Source organism: Chitinimonas naiadis, from assembly GCF_054780835.1.
Genome location: NZ_BAAGVO010000007.1, coordinates 344597 through 360581 on the forward strand (window position 1 = coordinate 344597; position 15985 = coordinate 360581).

A 15985-nucleotide genomic window follows, 5' to 3' on the forward strand; every position below is an offset into this window, starting at 1 on the left:
ATGGAGTTTCCAGAGCCAAATTTCAGCCTCACCCCCTATGGAGAGGTCGACACCAAAAGGCTAGCCTGGCTACGGGAGACCTATGACACGGCAACCCTCCTCCAGTTCGTGGACCAACTGGACGCCCTGAAGCCGAGGTTAGCCGCTAACGGAGGGATTCGGGATGATCTGCTTCAGCTTCATCGCATGGCACATACAGTGATCAACGACGCCAATTTGGCCGAGCCTCAGAACGAAATGACGCTCTGGGAAGTGGCGAATGAGTTGGCTGACGAGTTGTACAACATTTCCGATGTTTTTTCCCAAGCTGCACAGCGATTACGCCCTTTGGTAGCTTTGCGACCAGATCAGGGAGACTGAGGCTGCTGTTCCGCGGAACGGCGGCGGTTTGGGGCGCCTGTCCTGCCAGCTTGTTCCGGTGCAATTGACTAGTTGTATCGCTGCTAGAATCCGTGGAATGGCACAACGCGACCCTATCACCGACCAGTACTTCAATCAGGTCAACATAACGCTGGAAGTAGATGCCGGTATTGATGACGATGAGTTCGACCTATACAACAACGTCGACACGTTGGCTCGACTCACGGGTGCACCGGATGGCAGCACGATTCTGGTAAGCCGCCGGACGGGTGGTGAGGACGGCTTCCACCTCAAAGTGACCAATACAGGCGTGTTCCAGTACCCCTCCGAGTTCATGCTCTTTAATGATGGGGACTCGCTCAGCCTGATGCTGTGGGTTGATTCCATTTACGTAAAGGAAGCACTACAAGGCATCGGGATCGGAACTCGCTCGGTGATGATCAGTCTGAACGAAGCAAAGACCATCGGGGTGCGGAGGGTTGCTTTGTGTGCCGCCGGCAGTGCGGCGAACCAGACAATGTTCTGGGGTTTTCATGTGTGGCCAAGTATGGGATTCAATGCGGAACTACCGCCCGCCATCAAGGCAGACTTGCCCGAGGAACTGGTCCACGCCGAATATCTCTCTGATCTGATGCTCAGCGACGTTGGTGAGCGATGGTGGTATCATCATGGCGTATCGATTGATGTTGAATTTGATCTTTCAGATCAGAGTGTTAGTTGGGATTTGCTGAAGCGGTACGCAGAAGCGAAAGGTATCGGGCTATGACGACCAAATTTATTATCAGCCTGAAAAAGCTGAAGCCGACCTCCAAAGAGGCGGTAAAGAGCAGTTTGGCAAACAGCCGCACACATACGCGCGGAGTCGTTGCTTTCAAGAGCGATGTCGTCAGCTTGGAGCTGCCTCGTTCAGGGACCCAAATTCAGATCAAGAAAGTTCGTGCGGGCTAGCCTCTCCACCCCGCACCAGTCGACCCAGGGACCTCGCCATGGCGAGGTCTTTTGATTCCTAGGTCACACAGAGACCACCCATCCGTATATGCATGGGCACTCGGATCAGGGCAAGCCTTCGCCATGGGAGGCAGGCTTGAGGTGGTCCAAACGAAGCACACCAAAGGGGTCGGTCGCATCGATATAGCGCATGGCGGATTTCACATCTCGCCAACCGATGTATTCCATCAGGGTCTTTATATCCCAGCCGTTGGCGGTGGCCCAGCCGGCAAAACCTCGCCGCAACGAGTGGCTGCTGAAATCGTCCGGTGCCGGCAGGCCCGCACGGGTGAACAGACGCCTCATGAGGGGAATTAGGCTGTTCGGGTGTAGGCCTGCATCCCCAATTCCGCCCCACCGATCAATGCCCCTAAATACCGGCCCGTGGGTCAACTCCGAGAGCGCGATCCAGTCCCCATAAGCCGCGACGGGGCACAACCGCACCAGCGCCGGCACTTGGAAAGTGCGCCCCTGCAGTTGCCTGTCGCCTTTGCTTTGCGGTAAGAAACACTGCATTCCCTTACCTGGGGACAAGGTGACAAATTCCACCTGTAGCCGCTTCAGCTCATCGCCTCGAAACCCGCGCCAGAATCCAACCAGTAGTAGTGCCTTGTCGCGGCTATGACGTAGCTCGGCAGCACGGTCGCCACGCTCCTGACTCAGCCGAATGGCGCCATCCAGCCAGTTGACTACCAACTCAAGCTGCTCGACCTGCAAGGGAACGGCTTGCTTCTCAATTGCGGGATGTAGCGCCTGGATACCTTTGAGCACCTTGCGAACGACGGGCGCCTTGGTCGGGTCGGGAAAACCCTGTTCCTGATGCCATTGCGCCAGCGCCGCCAACCGTTGCTTTATCGTGCTGATGGCCAACTGGCCAGCATAGTCAGCCAGGTAGCGCGCAATGCTGTCAGCGGTAGCCGGCAGGAATCCGCGCCATTCCACCTCGTAGTGCCGGATGGCGGACTCATAGCTGCGCCGGGTGTTGGCCCGGGTAGCGGCATCCAGGTAGCGATCTAGCGTACTCATGAGGCTGTCTTGCCTTAACCCAGATGGGTATGTCGCTCCGGTTTTGCTTCGGTCTCCATTACGGCCAATCCATGCAATATCCCGCAGGAGTCGGTGGCGCGCTCGGTCTGACACTGCTGTCGCAGCTGGGTCAATTGCAGCTTGAGCTGCAGCAACTCGGCGATCCGTTCATCAACATGGCCAATGTGTTCATCGAGCAGGTGATTGATCGCGCCACAACCATCGTTGGGTTTGTCCATCAGTCCGAGCAGCGCGCGAATCTCGCTATGCGTCATGTCCAGTGCCCGGCAATTGCGGATAAAACGCAGACGATCAACATGAGCTTCTCCGTAGCTGCGGTAGTTACCGGCTGTCCGCTCAGGTTCGGGCAGCAGGCCTTCCTTCTCGTAGTAGCGGATCGTCTCAACAGTGCATTGTGCAACCTGGGCCAATTCACCAATTTTCATGTCCATCACCTCAAAATGACTTGACTCTATAGTAACTTCAGGGTGTTTGATTTGCCATGTCTAATCCTTTCACGGATATATGCCATGTCTATCTTTCGACCCGTAAAGCCGGCTCAAGGTCACGCAGCCTGTGGCCACGACCACGACCATACTCACGCTGAGCATGCTGCTACCGATGGCCACAGCCACAATCGCGACCATGACCATAGCCGTGACCACGGACACGACCATGCTCATGATGCGGTAAAAATTGCGGCAACTGAGAGCGCTGCGGTTGACGCTTGTCTGCCCGGTTGCTGTGGCGGTAGCGCTATGGAGCCTTTGCTGGGCATGACCCCTCAGGCGGAGTTAACTGAGCTGCCTGCCGGTAGCATTCGCAGCCGGATTCGTATTGCACAGATGGATTGCCCGACTGAGGAGACACTCATCCGTAAGAAGTTGGGCGCGATGGGCGAAGTGCAATCGATGGACTTCAATCTGATGCAACGCATGCTGACGGTCATCCATACGCAGGACTCGCTGCCCCAGGTGGAAGCGGCTATCCGTACCTTAGGCATGACACCTGAGGCCGAGGGTGAGGCCGCGTCGGAAGCGCCAGCCGCCGAAGCACAGGTGAAGTGGTGGCTGCTGGGCCTGTCAGGCGCGCTTGCCATCGGTTCGGAGGCAGCCAGCTGGGCGCAACTGTCAGTCTGGCTTAGCGCCATTCTTGCGGTAGCGGCGATCGCAGCCTGCGGTATCGGTACCTATAAGAAGGGCTGGATCGCGCTGAAAAACCGCGAACTCAACATTAATGCCCTGATGACCATCGCGGTTACAGGTGCCTTGCTGATCGGCCAATGGCCCGAAGCCGCCATGGTAATGCTGCTGTTTACGGTTGCCGAGCTGATCGAGGCGAAGTCGCTGGATCGAGCCCGCAACGCAGTCCGAGGGCTGATGCAGCTCACGCCGGAGCTGGCGACCGTGAAGCAAGCGGATGGTAGCTGGCTGGCCGTGGAAGCAAAGTCTGTTGCCCTGGAGAGCGTGGTCCGGGTTAAACCTGGTGAGCGCATCGCACTGGATGGCATCCTGATCACGGGGCAATCCACCGTGGATCAGGCGCCGATTACCGGCGAGAGCTTGCCCGCCGACAAAACAGTTGGCGACACGGTCTTTGCCGGTACCATCAACCAGGCGGGCTCGTTCGAGTACCGGGTAACCGCTGCTGCCAACCGCAGCACCCTGGCCCGCATCATTCATGCAATCGAAGAGGCACAGGGCAGCCGGGCTCCTACTCAACGGTTTGTGGACCAGTTCGCCAAGATCTACACCCCCTTGGTCTTTGTGATCGCACTCGGCGTAGCGATTCTGCCTCCGTTATTGACCGGTGCCAGTTGGTTCGACTGGGTCTACAAAGCCCTCGTGCTGCTGGTGATCGCTTGCCCCTGTGCCTTGGTGATTTCCACGCCGGTGAGTATCGTAAGCGGCCTCGCCGCAGCAGCCCGGCATGGCATCCTGATCAAGGGTGGCGCTTATCTGGAAGAAGGTCGCAAGCTCACCTGGCTGGCCTTGGATAAGACTGGCACCATCACGCACGGTAAGCCTGTGTTGACCCATACAGTGGTCCTGAAAAAGGTCGACGGCGTGAATCCGGTGCAAATTGCTACCAGCCTGGCGTCTCGCTCGGACCACCCGGTATCGCTGGCTATTGCGGTGGCCGGCGAGCAGGCCAACGTTACGCACCTGGACGTGACGGACTTTGGTGCAATCCTTGGGCGCGGTGTGCGCGGTACCGTGAACGGGACGAGCTACCAGCTCGGCAATCATCGCCTCGTCCACGAGCTCGGCGTGTGCTCTCCTGAGCTGGAGGCCAAGCTCGGCGAGTTCGAGAAGGCCGGCAAGACCGTCATCCTGCTGACCGACGGACAAAACGTGCTGGCGCTGTTCGCGGTGTCCGATACGGTGAAGGAAAGCAGTCGCGCTGCCATCGGCGCCCTCCACGAACTGGGTATCAAGACCGTGATGCTCACCGGCGACAATGCGCATACCGCGCGCGCCATTGCGGACCTTGTGGGTATTGATGACGCGCGGGGCGACCAACTGCCGGAAGACAAACAGAAGGCCATTCAGCAGTACGCCAAGGAAGGCGCCGTCGGCATGGTAGGTGATGGCATCAACGACGCTCCCGCGTTGGCCAGTGCCAACATTGGCTTCGCCATGGGTGCGGCGGGTACGGATACCGCGATCGAGACGGCGGATGTGGCCCTGATGGATGACGACTTAGGCAAAATCGCACGCTTTGTGCGCCTATCTCGCGCTACCTATGCCGTGCTGGTCCAGAACATCGTTTTGGCGCTCAGCATCAAGGCAGTGTTCCTGGTACTTACCGTGATGGGGCTCGGCACGATGTGGATGGCGGTATTTGCCGACGTAGGAGCAAGCCTGTTAGTGGTGGGCAACGGCCTTCGTCTGCTCCGGAAGTAACCCAGCGAGGATGCGTTGCCGTTGGCACTAGCAACAAGGGGCTGGTCGCATTGCCAGCCCCTGGTTACCGGCTCAAGTTCCGGTACTACTCTGTGGCATCCACTCGATTCACTAGTGGGAAACGCAGACTGATGATGATCTCGTTGCCATCATGTTGGGCGTCCACCGACCCCTGATGGACCTGCATGATGGAACGCACGATCGCCAGCCCGATGCCGGTACCTTCCACGTCACGCGTCACAGGTGCGTTGCCTCGAATAAAACGAGCGAACAATCCCTGCAAGTCGGCTTCGGACAACGCCGCGCAGGCATTGCTGACGGAGATCACCTGGTGCTCGGCTTCCCTACAGATATCGACGTGGATCGTGGTGCTCGGTAGCCCGTATTTCACAGCATTGGAAAACAGGTTGGTCAATGCCCGGTGCACCATCAACCGGTCTGCGAAGAGCGTGCCGGTGCCGGTGACCTCGATGTGCTGCTGCTTGTCGGAGGCGATGTATTCGAAGAACTCCGCCACCTGCTGGACTTCGTGCAGTAGATCAACCTGGGTACGTTCCAACGCCAGCATGCCGTGGTCCGCGCGCGCCAGGAACAGCATGTCTCCGACCATGTGTTTGAGCTTGCCGAACTCTTCCAGGTTCAGATGGTGTAGCTCTTCATACTCTTGAATCGACCTCGGCCGGCTCAGTACCACCTCAGTCTTTTGCAACAGGCTGTTGATGGGCGTTCGCAGCTCGTGGGCAATATCGGCGGAGAACTGTTCCAGGTTGCTGAAGCTCTGATTCAACCGGGCCAGCATCAGATTGATACTCGCCACCAGGCTACGAACTTCATCTGGCGCTTTGCCGATAGCCAGCGGTGTATGCAACTGGTCGGCCGTCAGTTGCTCAGCCTCAGTGGCCAGCTTCTCTAGTGGCGCCAGGCCGCGCCGAATCACCAGGTACCCGATACCGCCACACAGCAGCGCAGCAAGCAAGCTGATGGCAACGGCCGTACTGCGGTAGCGCTTGATGATGAGTCGGGAGTCTCGGACGTTCACTGCCAGGTAGACGGCATCTAACGGCTTGGGGCCGCCATTCTTGATGGCGCTCTTACGGACCAACCAAGCTTCGTTCTCGTGATAGAGCGACATGATCTTCCGATCGGGAATGTCGCCGCTCATCTCTAATGCGTGCTGGAACTTCAGCTCCGGCACTACCAGCCATCCAGATCGGCCTTTTACGCCGAACAGCAACCGGGGGTGTCCGGTTGTGATGTCCTGCAACTTCTCGACCAAGTCATAGGGCTGGATGTCACTGGGCATTTCTTGGATCAGCTGCTCCAGCGCATTCATCTTGCCCTGGATCTCTTCACGGTCCGCCGTGTTGAGCTGCGCTTCCAGCGCCACATAAAACATCAAGCCCGCGCCAGCAATGACGAGGGCTGAAGTGATGGTCAGCACAACGATCAGCCGAACCGCGAGACTGTTGCTACCGCGTAGCCATTTCAATCGCGCATCTCCATGACGTAGCCAAAACCACGAACCGTATGGATATACGGCTTCTCGAAGGGGTCATCGACCTTGGCCCGTAAGCGTCGGATGGCCACCTCGACGACGTTGGTATCCCGATCGAAGTGCATCTCCCAGACCAGTTCCGCAATCAGGGTACGTGACAGCACCTCGGTTTGCCGACGCAGGAAGAGCGTCAGCAGCGCGAACTCCTTAACGGTCAGGTCGATGCGCTGCCCGTTTCGTTCCACCTTACGCCGCATTACGTCGAGCCGGAGGTTCCCTATCGTAAGCACGTTGGAATCTTGCTGCTTGCCCCGGCGTAGAATGACTCGCACGCGGGCTAGCAATTCGGAAAAAGAAAACGGCTTGATCAGATAGTCATCGGCCCCTAGCTCCAGGCCCCTCACGCGATCTTCAACCATGTCGCGGGCGGTGAGAAACAGCACCGGCATCATTTGCGTTTCCCGCAGGCGCCGCATCACTTCCCAGCCGTCCATTTCGGGCAGGCCAATGTCCAGAATGACCAAGTCGTATTCGATCGTGGTGCCTTGATGTAAGGCATCAGGACCCGTACGTACCCAGTCAACGACAAGGCCATTTTCACTGAGCCCTTTGACCAAGTATTCGCCGATATGGACTTCATCTTCCGCCAGCAGTATGCGCATTCAGTAACACTCCCCTGCAATAGACAGACACGGTTTCATAAGCCCGATGCTCAGGTCGTCAGGCCGCTGGGCCTCGGCTGAAAGGGGGAGGGATAGCCTTGTGTACTGTTGTATCTGATACATCTGTTAGTTGCCTTCTAAACTGCGGCAGCACCGGATCGTGCCGTTACATGGCGGTGGATTAAGCACCCTGAAGTAACTTTAGGGTCAAGCCCGTTTAGCGGGCGCCCATCGTTGGCTGCAAAGAAAAAAGCCCGGCACAGGGGCCGGGCGAATTAAGACGCAATGAACTTCGACGAAGGCCCTCATGTATCCACCAAAGGGCATGGACACACCCTCGTCAGCGAAACCGGAGTTCGGCTCACGTGACACCATTCTGGCGGGGCCTAACCGTCAACTTGCCAACAATCAGATGACAAAATTGAAATCTAGGTGTCCTTTCGGTACGCCCAGGCATACAGCGCGGGCAGAACCAACAGGGTCAATGCGGTGGAGGAGATGATGCCGCCGATCACCACAGTAGCCAGTGGCCGCTGAACTTCGGCACCGGTACCGGTGGCCAGTGCCATTGGGATAAAGCCCAGCGAAGCCACCAGCGCGGTCATCAGCACCGGTCGCAACCGTGTCATCGCACCGTTGAAGACCGCGCCAGCCTTGTCCATGCCTTCCTCTCGTAGCTTGTTGATGAAGCTGATCATCACCAGGCCGTTGAGCACCGCCACACCTGATAGGGCAATGAACCCCACCCCCGCAGAGATCGACAACGGGATATCCCGCAGCCACAGGGCCAGTACGCCACCGGTCAGGGCGAATGGCACGCCGGTGAAGACCAGTAGGCCGTCCTTGGCGTTGCCGAAGGTCGCGAACAGCAGACCAAAGACCAGCAGGAGCGACAGCGGCACAACAATCTGCAAGCGCTTGGCGGCCGATTGCAGCTGCTCGAACTGACCGCCCCAGGTAATCCAGTAGGCAGATGGCAGCTTGATATTGCTATCGATGCGCTGGGTTGCCTCGGCCACGAAGCTGCCGATGTCCCTATCACGCACGTTGGCGGAGACAACGATACGACGCTTGCCGTTTTCTCGGCTGATCTGGTTCGGGCCTTGCGACAGTTCGACGTTGGCTACTTCCGACAGCGGGATGGAACCGCCATTGGCATCGGGGAGCGGGATGGGCAGGCGCTTCACTGCATCGATATCGTCGCGCAGCATTTCGGGCAGACGTACCATGACGTCAAAGCGGCGGTCCCCTTCGAACATCACGCCTGCCGTCTTACCGCCCACGGCCACTTCCACCACGTCCTGCACCGAGCGCATGGACAGGCCGTAGCGCGACAAGCGTTCGCGATCAATGGCGATGGTCAGCAAGGGCAGGCCGGCAACCTGCTCAACTTTCACGTCTGCCGCGCCCTTGACGCTGTTCAGGACCTTGGCAATGTCGTTACCGCTCTTGAGCAGCACATCCATGTCATCACCGAAGACCTTGATGGCAATGTCGCCACGCACGCCCGACAGCAGTTCATTGAAGCGCATCTGGATGGGCTGGCTGAACTCGTAGTTGCTACCCGGTATCTCCGCCAGTGCCATTTCCAGCTCGGCACGGATGTCTGCCATGCTGCGGCTTGGATCCGGCCATTCAGATTGCGGCTTGAAGATCACATAGGTGTCTGCAATCGACGGTGGCATCGGGTCGGTGGCTACCTCAGCAGTACCGATCCGGGCAAACACCGTCTTGACCTCCGGGAAGGACTTGATGCGTTTTTCCAGTTTGGATTGCAACGCGATTGATTGCTCCAGGCTGGTACCCGGTATGCGTAACGCCTGCACGGCGAGGTCACCTTCCGAGAGGCTAGGAATGAATTCCGTACCCATCCGGGCGGCCAGAATGGCAACCAGCACAATCATCACGCCAGCGCCGGCAAAGAGCTTACGGGCGTTGCTCAGGCTCCAGTTCAGCACAGTTTTGTAGCTGCTGCTGGCGGCCCGCATCAGGGCGTTCTCTTTCTCGGACACCTTGCCATTCAGGAACAGCGCAACGGCGGCCGGCACAAAGGTCACCGACAGGATCATGGCACCGAACAGGGCGATCACGACGGTAAAGGCCATGGGTTGGAACATGCGGCCTTCCACGCCACTCAGGGCGAAGATCGGCAGGTAGACCACCATGATGATCAACTGGCCGAACAGGAGGGCGCGCCGAGCATCCTTGGACGCTTCGAATACCAAGTGGAAGCGTTCGCGGCGAGTCAGCACCCTACCCAAGCGGTGCTGTTCCTCTGCGATACGGCGGATACAGTTCTCAACGATCACCACGGCGCCGTCGACAATAATGCCGAAGTCCAGCGCGCCCAGGCTCATCAGGTTGGCGCTCACCTTGTTCACGTACATACCCGTCAAGGTAAATAGCATCGACAGCGGAATCACCATGGCGGTGATCAGTGCTGCGCGGATGTTGCCCAGGAACAGGAACAGGATGGCGATCACCAGCACGGCGCCTTCCAACAGGTTCTTCTTGACCGTGTTGATAGCCTTGTCGACCAGTTGGGTGCGATCGTAGACCGTCTTCGCTACGACGCCTTCCGGCAGGGTGCGATTGATATCAGCCATCTTCTTGCCGACCGATGCTGCAACGGTACGGCTGTTTTCACCCATCAGCATGAAGACCGTGCCGAGCACCACTTCCTCGCCATTCTCGGTGGCGGCACCTGTTCTTAGCTCTTTGCCCAGGCTGACAGTCGCGACATCGCGGATATAGACCGGGGTGCCGTCGCGAGAACCAATAACGATACGCTCGACATCTGCCAACGTTGCGACCTGGCCCGGCACGCGCACCAGGTACTGCTCGCCATTGCGCTCGATGTAGCCGGCACCGACGTTGTCGTTGTTGGCGGACAGGGCTTCGGTAATGTCCTGGAAGGTCAGCTTGTAGGCGATCAGCTTGGCAGGATCCGGTGTGACATGAATCTGCTTGGCATAGCCACCGATGGTGTTGACCTCGGTCACACCAGTGACGTTGCGCAGTTGCGGCTTGATGATCCAGTCCTGGATCGTGCGCAGATCGGTCGGGGTATACGGTGTACCGTCAGCCTTCTTGGCACCAGGCTTGGGTTCCACCGTCCACATGTAGATCTCACCCAGTCCGGTGGAGATCGGTCCCATGGTGGGCGAGATGCCTGGCGGGAGCTTCTCCTTTGCCTCCTGCAGACGCTCGTTGATCATCTGCCGGGCAAAGTAGATATCTGTACCTTCCCTGAAGATCATGGTCACCTGCGACAGACCATAGCGCGACAGTGAACGGGTCTGCTCCAGGCTGGGCAGCCCGGCCATGATGCTTTCAATCGGGAAGGTAATGCGCTGTTCTGACTCCAGCGGCGAATAGCCCGGGGCCATGGTGTTGATCTGGACCTGGACGTTGGTGACGTCCGGTACGGCGTCGATGGGGAGCTTCTGATAGCTGTAGACACCGAGGGCGCCGACGCCGAGCACGGCGATCATGACCAGCCAGCAGTGTTCTATGGCAAAACGGAGGATGCGATCAAACATGTCTCATCCCCATCAGTGCGCGTGGGAAGCCGTCGCCTTGCCGATTTCGGCTTTGACGACATAGCTATTGGTAGACGCATAGGCTTCGCCAGCCTTCAGGCCTTTGACGATCTCAACCCATTCCGCATTCTGGCGGCCAACCTCAACCTCTCTAGGCTCGAACTTCTCACCTTCGCGGACAAAGACCACGGCCTTGCCTTCCAGGGACTGCAAGGCGTTGGGTTTGACCGCAACCTGGGTTTTGACCGAGCCATCGGCAACTTCGATGTTAACGAACATCCCTGGGCGCCAAAGGCCCTTGGCGTTATCAATGGTGATACGCGCGGTCGCCGTGCGAGTCTTCTCGCCGATCAAGGCGCCGATATGGGCGATCTTGCCTGTGGTCGACAGGCCCTGGTCCTTGGAACGGACGGTGACATTCTGGTCGAGCTGGATCTGGTTGATGTTCTTGGGGTAGACGGCAATCTCGGCCCAGACGTTGTTGAGGTCGGCGATCTGGAACAGGGTTACGTCTTCCTTGACCGCTTCGCCGGTGGTCGCGTGCTTCTCGACGATGGTGCCGGCGAAGGGCGCCCGCAGTTCATATCGAGCCAGCCCGAGGTTCTGCTTGGGGATACTGGCACCAATGGAAAGCAGGCGATCACGGCTGCCTTGCATGGCGATTTCGATCTCGGCTAGCTCCTTTTTGGCATTCAAGTACTCCTGTTCCGCGGAGATCTTGTCTTGCCAGAGCCGCTTCTCGCGTTCGAAGTTGGAGCGAGCCAATTCCAGCCGCTTCTCGTTGGCCAGATACTCACTGCGCCACTCGGCCAGGGTCTGGCTTTCCAGTGTGGCCAGCACATCGCCCTTGCGTACTTTGTCGCCCACGTTCTTGTTGATGCCGACGATCACGGCTGTCACGCGTGGCGTGATTTCCGCCAGGCTGTCCTGGTTGAAACGTATCTCGCCCGGCAAGGGCATGGTATTGGCGACCAGGGCCGGCCCCGCTCTCTCAATCGAGATGCCGGCAGCCTTCACGCGCGCGTCGTTCAGCGTGATGGCCCCCTCTTCGCCATGCTCTTCTTCACCTTCCTGATGCGTCTCGCCTTCCTTGTGCTCATCACCCGCTTCGGCCTTCCCTTTGGGACCTGTGGTGCCTTCTGCGGAACTGAGTAGGCCATAGCTGGTGGCGCCCAGCCCGGCCCCCACCGAGGCTGCGACCAGCACCGCAATCAGTATTTGCTTGTTTTTCATGAACTTTCACTTTCGTTGGCAATGAACCAGAGACAGCGTGGCCACGCTGTTCTATTGGTTGGAGGTCGAGCCTGCGCGGCCGAGCAGGCGATCGAACTCGGCTTGCTGGTTGATGTATTGCTGCCACAGGGCGGTACGTTCCGAACGCGTGGACAATAAACTTCTTTGCGCATCTAAAATGTCGAGGAAGTTATATCGACCCAATTCATAACCTTGCTGGGCCGTTTGATAGGCAGATTCAGCTGTGGGAATTACGCTCTCTTGATATAACCGTATCCGCTCAGTAAGGGATTGCAATTCTGTGTGAAGTGCTTGTAATTGCAATTCTGAATTCAGTGCCGTGGCTTCTGCATCGGCACGGGCTTGCTGCAATCGAGCAGATGCGCCAGCCACCTTGGCCGAATTGCGGCTAAATAATGGAATCTCTAACGTAACGCCAAACTGCCGGCTGCTATTTGAGGTTGCCGGTATTTTCTTTACGCCGCCCGATAAAATGAGATCGGGCCAATATTGTGCTTTTTGAGAAGCCAATTCAGCCGTTTGAATGTCAACTTGCGCGGAATTCATGAGTACCTGGGGCGATTGCCGGAAAGTCTCGGCAACTTTTTCCCATGGCAATGGCGGACGAGGTAGGCCAGGGAGCGGGTGATCGGACTCAGGCAAAGGCTGACCGACCAGCTTTTCCAGCTTAAGCACGGCCAAGCCGTGCAGGCGCTCTGCACTATGGAGGTCTTCATTGGCCAGGATGGCGGGTAGTTTGGCCTTGGCAGCTTCTACTGGCGGCACTCGGCCGGCTGCGAGCTTCTTCTCCAGCACCGTGCTGAAGTTCTGGGCGATCTGTGAGCTGGCACGTGCTTCGCGGATGCGTAGCTCCGACAGGCTGAGGTCATAGAAGGCGCGATAAACCTCAGAGCGCACATCGCTCTGAACCTGACGCAGGGCCAACTGGACCTTGCGCTCCTCGGCTGCAGCAATGGTCTGGCGCAGACTGATTTTGCCGCCCATTTCTATGCGCTGCCTCAGCTCGACAGTCCGGGACGGTTCGGCCGTGCCGATGTCTTCTCGCGAATAGCTGATCTCAGGGTTTGCCCAACCGCCCGCAGCTCGATATCCCGCAGCAGCAGCGTCTGCAGCGGCCTTAGCCGCTATCACACGGGAAGAGTTCATCTCCGCCTGAATGAGCAAATCCTCTAACTTGGGTGGGGATGCAGCCTGCGCCCAATGGCTACTAGCCATGGTCAGCAATACGATACCGAGTGAGCTTGTCTTGGTGAGCATGAAACGGTTACCTCTGCCAGCAGCAACGCGAAGTCTTTGGCTCGCACTAACCAAAACGGGCGCTACGACTGGAAATGAGTCTTTCAATGGGTTGAGCTGCCTATACAACGGCAAGAAACGTGGGCAGTCGCACCTTGGCTGCCGTACTACTGACCACGTTTTGATACAGCGACACTGACCCTCGCTTAACGGTCGCGCGAGCGAGTCACGGAGACGGGAGCCTTGTTCTTCTGGTACTCGCCATCCAGCGTGATGTAGGTGGCCATGACCTTGGGGTTGCCGAAGGTGTCGAACTTCCAGGCAAAGTTCTTCTTCTCGCCCGGCGACAGGATCACGCCATGGAAGTCATTGCTGACGTTGGAAGGGTCTTTGCGGAACAGCTGCGCGTATTCGGCAACGGCGGGCTCATCGCCGACCACGAATGCGACGACTTGATTGCTTTGGTTTTCCAGATCAAAACGGACACGCTCGCTGCTTTCTACTGAAAACCACGAGCGGCTGACTTTGCCATCGGCACCGAGTTTGAATTCGTAGCCGCGATCAGCGAATTTAACCGAAGCGGGCGATCCGAAATTAACATCTGAATTGCTCAATTGACGGGGCGTGCCTGAATGGGAGTGGGAATAACCGTCGTTCGCTTGGCTGATACCAATAGTTGCAGCGGCAGTCAGAAGGATAGGGAAAAGGGTTTTGAATTGCATGGCTTGCTCCTTACGGCGTTGGGGGTTATTTGCATAATTTCCTTATGCTGGTCGCCATTTTCCGGGATGCAAGCCAACAAACTCTCGTCAAAATAATTACAAATTCGTAATCCGCGAGCGGGTTTAGATAACAATTCTGTAATCAGAATGTTGGCGATTTGTGGGCTTTGGGTAGATAGGGTGGGAATGGCGCCGCTGATTCAATTGCCTCAATTGCTTCGCGCGCACCAGGTTTTTAATTCTTATTCCACGACCTAAAACAAGGAGCCGCAATGAAACGTATTCATTGGATAACACTGCTGATGGCGAGTGCCTCGTCCTTTGCTGCTAACGAGGTTGTCCTCTATGGACGTGTGCTGGGGGGTGTGCAGAACGTCAACGCCGCTGCGCGCGCCGAACGAGCGTTCTTTCCCGCAGACGCAGGCGCGGTTAACAGCAGTACCGAGGTAAACGACCTGTACAGTCGCTGGGGCATCAAGGGTGAAGAGGCGCTGCCCGATGGCATGAAGGCCTTCTTCCAGGTCGAATCCGGCATCGGGATTGATGCGGCAGACGCCACCTTCTACGTGGGCAAGAACGGCTTTGCCTCGCGTGAAGGCTGGGTGGGCCTGCAAGGTGATTTCGGTTCGATCAAGCTGGGCCGTGGTAAGACACCCTACACGCTCGCGGCTGAGTTCTACGACAATTTCATCGGTACCCACACCTTCGGGTCGGCAAACTTCGGTACCGGCTACTACGGTCTGGGCTCCAACTACCGCAGCAACAACACGGTTTGGTATGCGACGCCAAAGTTCGGCAACATCCAGGGGGATGCCGCCTACTTCACCGGTGAAAACAAGTCAGCCAACGGGCTCGATTCTCGCGGCTGGGCGTTCCGTATGGTGGGCACCTGGGATTCGTTCGACACGCATATCGCCTACCAGAAGGCCAAAGACTATGAGGCTGTCAAAGGCGCGGAACTCGACCAGTTCGTGGCGGGCGGCTCGTACTACCTCGGCCGGCTGAATTTTGGCGCGCAACACAGCCAGAACAAGCTGCGGACCGGCGGCTTGGAAACGAAGGTGAAGGCGTCCTCGCTGTTCGGCACCTACTCCTTTGATGACATGGGTACTGCGCTGCGCGTGGGCTATGTGCGCCAGACATCGGGCGACACGAAGGCTAATGTGTTCAACGTAGGTGGCCAGTACAACCTGTCCAAGCGTACCTATGCGCTGGCTGAATACTACGCGAAGCGAGTGAACAATGGCCCTGATCCGGCAATCGTCACCGTGGGTCTGGGCCACGATTTCTGAGTCAAGGCTGCGCCGTCTGAGAACGGCGGGTAGCGTTGGGTAATGAAGCAAGAGCAAGCGGCGCCTATTGTTGGGCGCCGCTTGCTCTGATACTCGTCAATTCTGGTCGCAACGAGCCGGTGACGAAGATTGCTGTAATTTTGTGAGCAACCATTACAATCAAGTTCACGCAACTTTGAGCCCGCTTGTGTGACCAAGCGCACTATGCGACCGATGTTCCGCCACTTCCTGCTGCTGTTGATTGCCCTCTGCTTGCCTCTGGCCAGTTGGGCAAACGCGGCTGGCTCCGTGCGACAACCTTGCCCCATGATGACTTCGGGCATGGCGGGTATGCATGCTGATACGGCCAAGATGGATTGCTGTGCTGATGCGGCGACCATGGCCAAAACCGGCAGCCCATGCAAGACCGGTCAGGAGTGCAAAACCGGCAGTCTTGGGCAAGTCAGCGTGGTTGCCGTTTTCACCTCAGTCCAGAATGAATCGCCGCAGGTTGGCGCTCAAGC

The 15985-nt window shown here is 57.7% G+C and carries 13 protein-coding genes; 5 read left to right on the top strand and 8 right to left on the bottom strand.

Translation table 11 applies throughout. The annotated features are described in order from the left end of the window. From tnpC to ACYVHK_RS21925, 3 genes are all read left to right on the top strand, one after another. Entirely contained in the window at positions 1-360 is a 360-nt protein-coding gene (gene tnpC, locus ACYVHK_RS21915) for a Tn3 family transposase post-transcriptional regulator TnpC (protein ID WP_460536588.1), read from the top strand. Between the two features lie 97 nt (positions 361-457). Beyond that, positions 458-1126 carry a GNAT family protein gene (locus ACYVHK_RS21920; protein WP_460536590.1) on the top strand — a complete coding sequence of 223 codons (669 nt, stop codon included), beginning with the start codon at positions 458-460 and terminating at the stop codon, positions 1124-1126. After that, on the top strand, positions 1123-1308 hold the full coding sequence (locus tag ACYVHK_RS21925) for a hypothetical protein (RefSeq protein WP_460536592.1): 186 nt from the start codon (positions 1123-1125) through the stop codon (positions 1306-1308). Before ACYVHK_RS21920 ends, ACYVHK_RS21925 begins: the two co-directional genes overlap by 4 nt. A gap of 105 nt (positions 1309-1413) precedes the next feature. Here ACYVHK_RS21925 and ACYVHK_RS21930 read toward each other — a convergent pair whose 3' ends face one another. Next, positions 1414-2373 carry a tyrosine-type recombinase/integrase gene (locus tag ACYVHK_RS21930; RefSeq protein ID WP_460536594.1) on the bottom strand — a complete coding sequence of 320 codons (960 nt, stop codon included), beginning with the start codon at positions 2371-2373 and terminating at the stop codon, positions 1414-1416. Positions 2374-2387: 14 nt separating this feature from the next. Beyond that, positions 2388-2819 (bottom strand): Cd(II)/Pb(II)-responsive transcriptional regulator, encoded by a 432-nt coding sequence (cadR, locus tag ACYVHK_RS21935; protein WP_460536596.1) that lies wholly within the window; start codon positions 2817-2819, stop codon positions 2388-2390. A 312-nt stretch (positions 2820-3131) separates the two neighbouring features. Between cadR and ACYVHK_RS21940 the strand changes: the two genes are divergently transcribed. After that, the gene (locus tag ACYVHK_RS21940) at positions 3132-5279 is read left to right on the top strand and encodes an HAD family hydrolase (protein WP_460536598.1); all 2148 of its coding nucleotides are present in this window, start codon (positions 3132-3134) and stop codon (positions 5277-5279) included. Between the two features lie 85 nt (positions 5280-5364). Here ACYVHK_RS21940 and ACYVHK_RS21945 read toward each other — a convergent pair whose 3' ends face one another. From ACYVHK_RS21945 to ACYVHK_RS21970, 6 genes are all read right to left on the bottom strand, one after another. Beyond that, the gene (locus ACYVHK_RS21945; RefSeq protein WP_460536600.1) at positions 5365-6768 is read right to left on the bottom strand and encodes a sensor histidine kinase; all 1404 of its coding nucleotides are present in this window, start codon (positions 6766-6768) and stop codon (positions 5365-5367) included. After that, positions 6765-7436 (bottom strand): response regulator transcription factor, encoded by a 672-nt coding sequence (locus tag ACYVHK_RS21950; protein ID WP_460536602.1) that lies wholly within the window; start codon positions 7434-7436, stop codon positions 6765-6767. Before ACYVHK_RS21950 ends, ACYVHK_RS21945 begins: the two co-directional genes overlap by 4 nt. 428 nt (positions 7437-7864) lie before the next feature. After that, the gene (locus tag ACYVHK_RS21955) at positions 7865-10978 is read right to left on the bottom strand and encodes an efflux RND transporter permease subunit (RefSeq protein ID WP_460536604.1); all 3114 of its coding nucleotides are present in this window, start codon (positions 10976-10978) and stop codon (positions 7865-7867) included. Positions 10979-10990: 12 nt separating this feature from the next. Then, the gene (locus tag ACYVHK_RS21960; RefSeq protein WP_460536606.1) at positions 10991-12211 is read right to left on the bottom strand and encodes an efflux RND transporter periplasmic adaptor subunit; all 1221 of its coding nucleotides are present in this window, start codon (positions 12209-12211) and stop codon (positions 10991-10993) included. Between the two features lie 51 nt (positions 12212-12262). After that, positions 12263-13489: a TolC family protein gene (locus tag ACYVHK_RS21965; protein ID WP_460536609.1), complete on the bottom strand. Its 1227-nt coding sequence runs from the start codon at positions 13487-13489 to the stop codon at positions 12263-12265. Between the two features lie 185 nt (positions 13490-13674). Continuing rightward, a complete protein-coding gene (locus ACYVHK_RS21970; protein ID WP_460536612.1) occupies positions 13675-14190 on the bottom strand; it encodes a hypothetical protein in 516 nt (171 codons plus the stop codon). A gap of 272 nt (positions 14191-14462) precedes the next feature. Between ACYVHK_RS21970 and ACYVHK_RS21975 the strand changes: the two genes are divergently transcribed. Continuing rightward, complete coding sequence (locus ACYVHK_RS21975) at positions 14463-15482, top strand: porin (RefSeq protein ID WP_460536614.1); 1020 nt, start codon at positions 14463-14465, stop codon at positions 15480-15482. Positions 15483-15985: the final 503 nt, after the last annotated feature.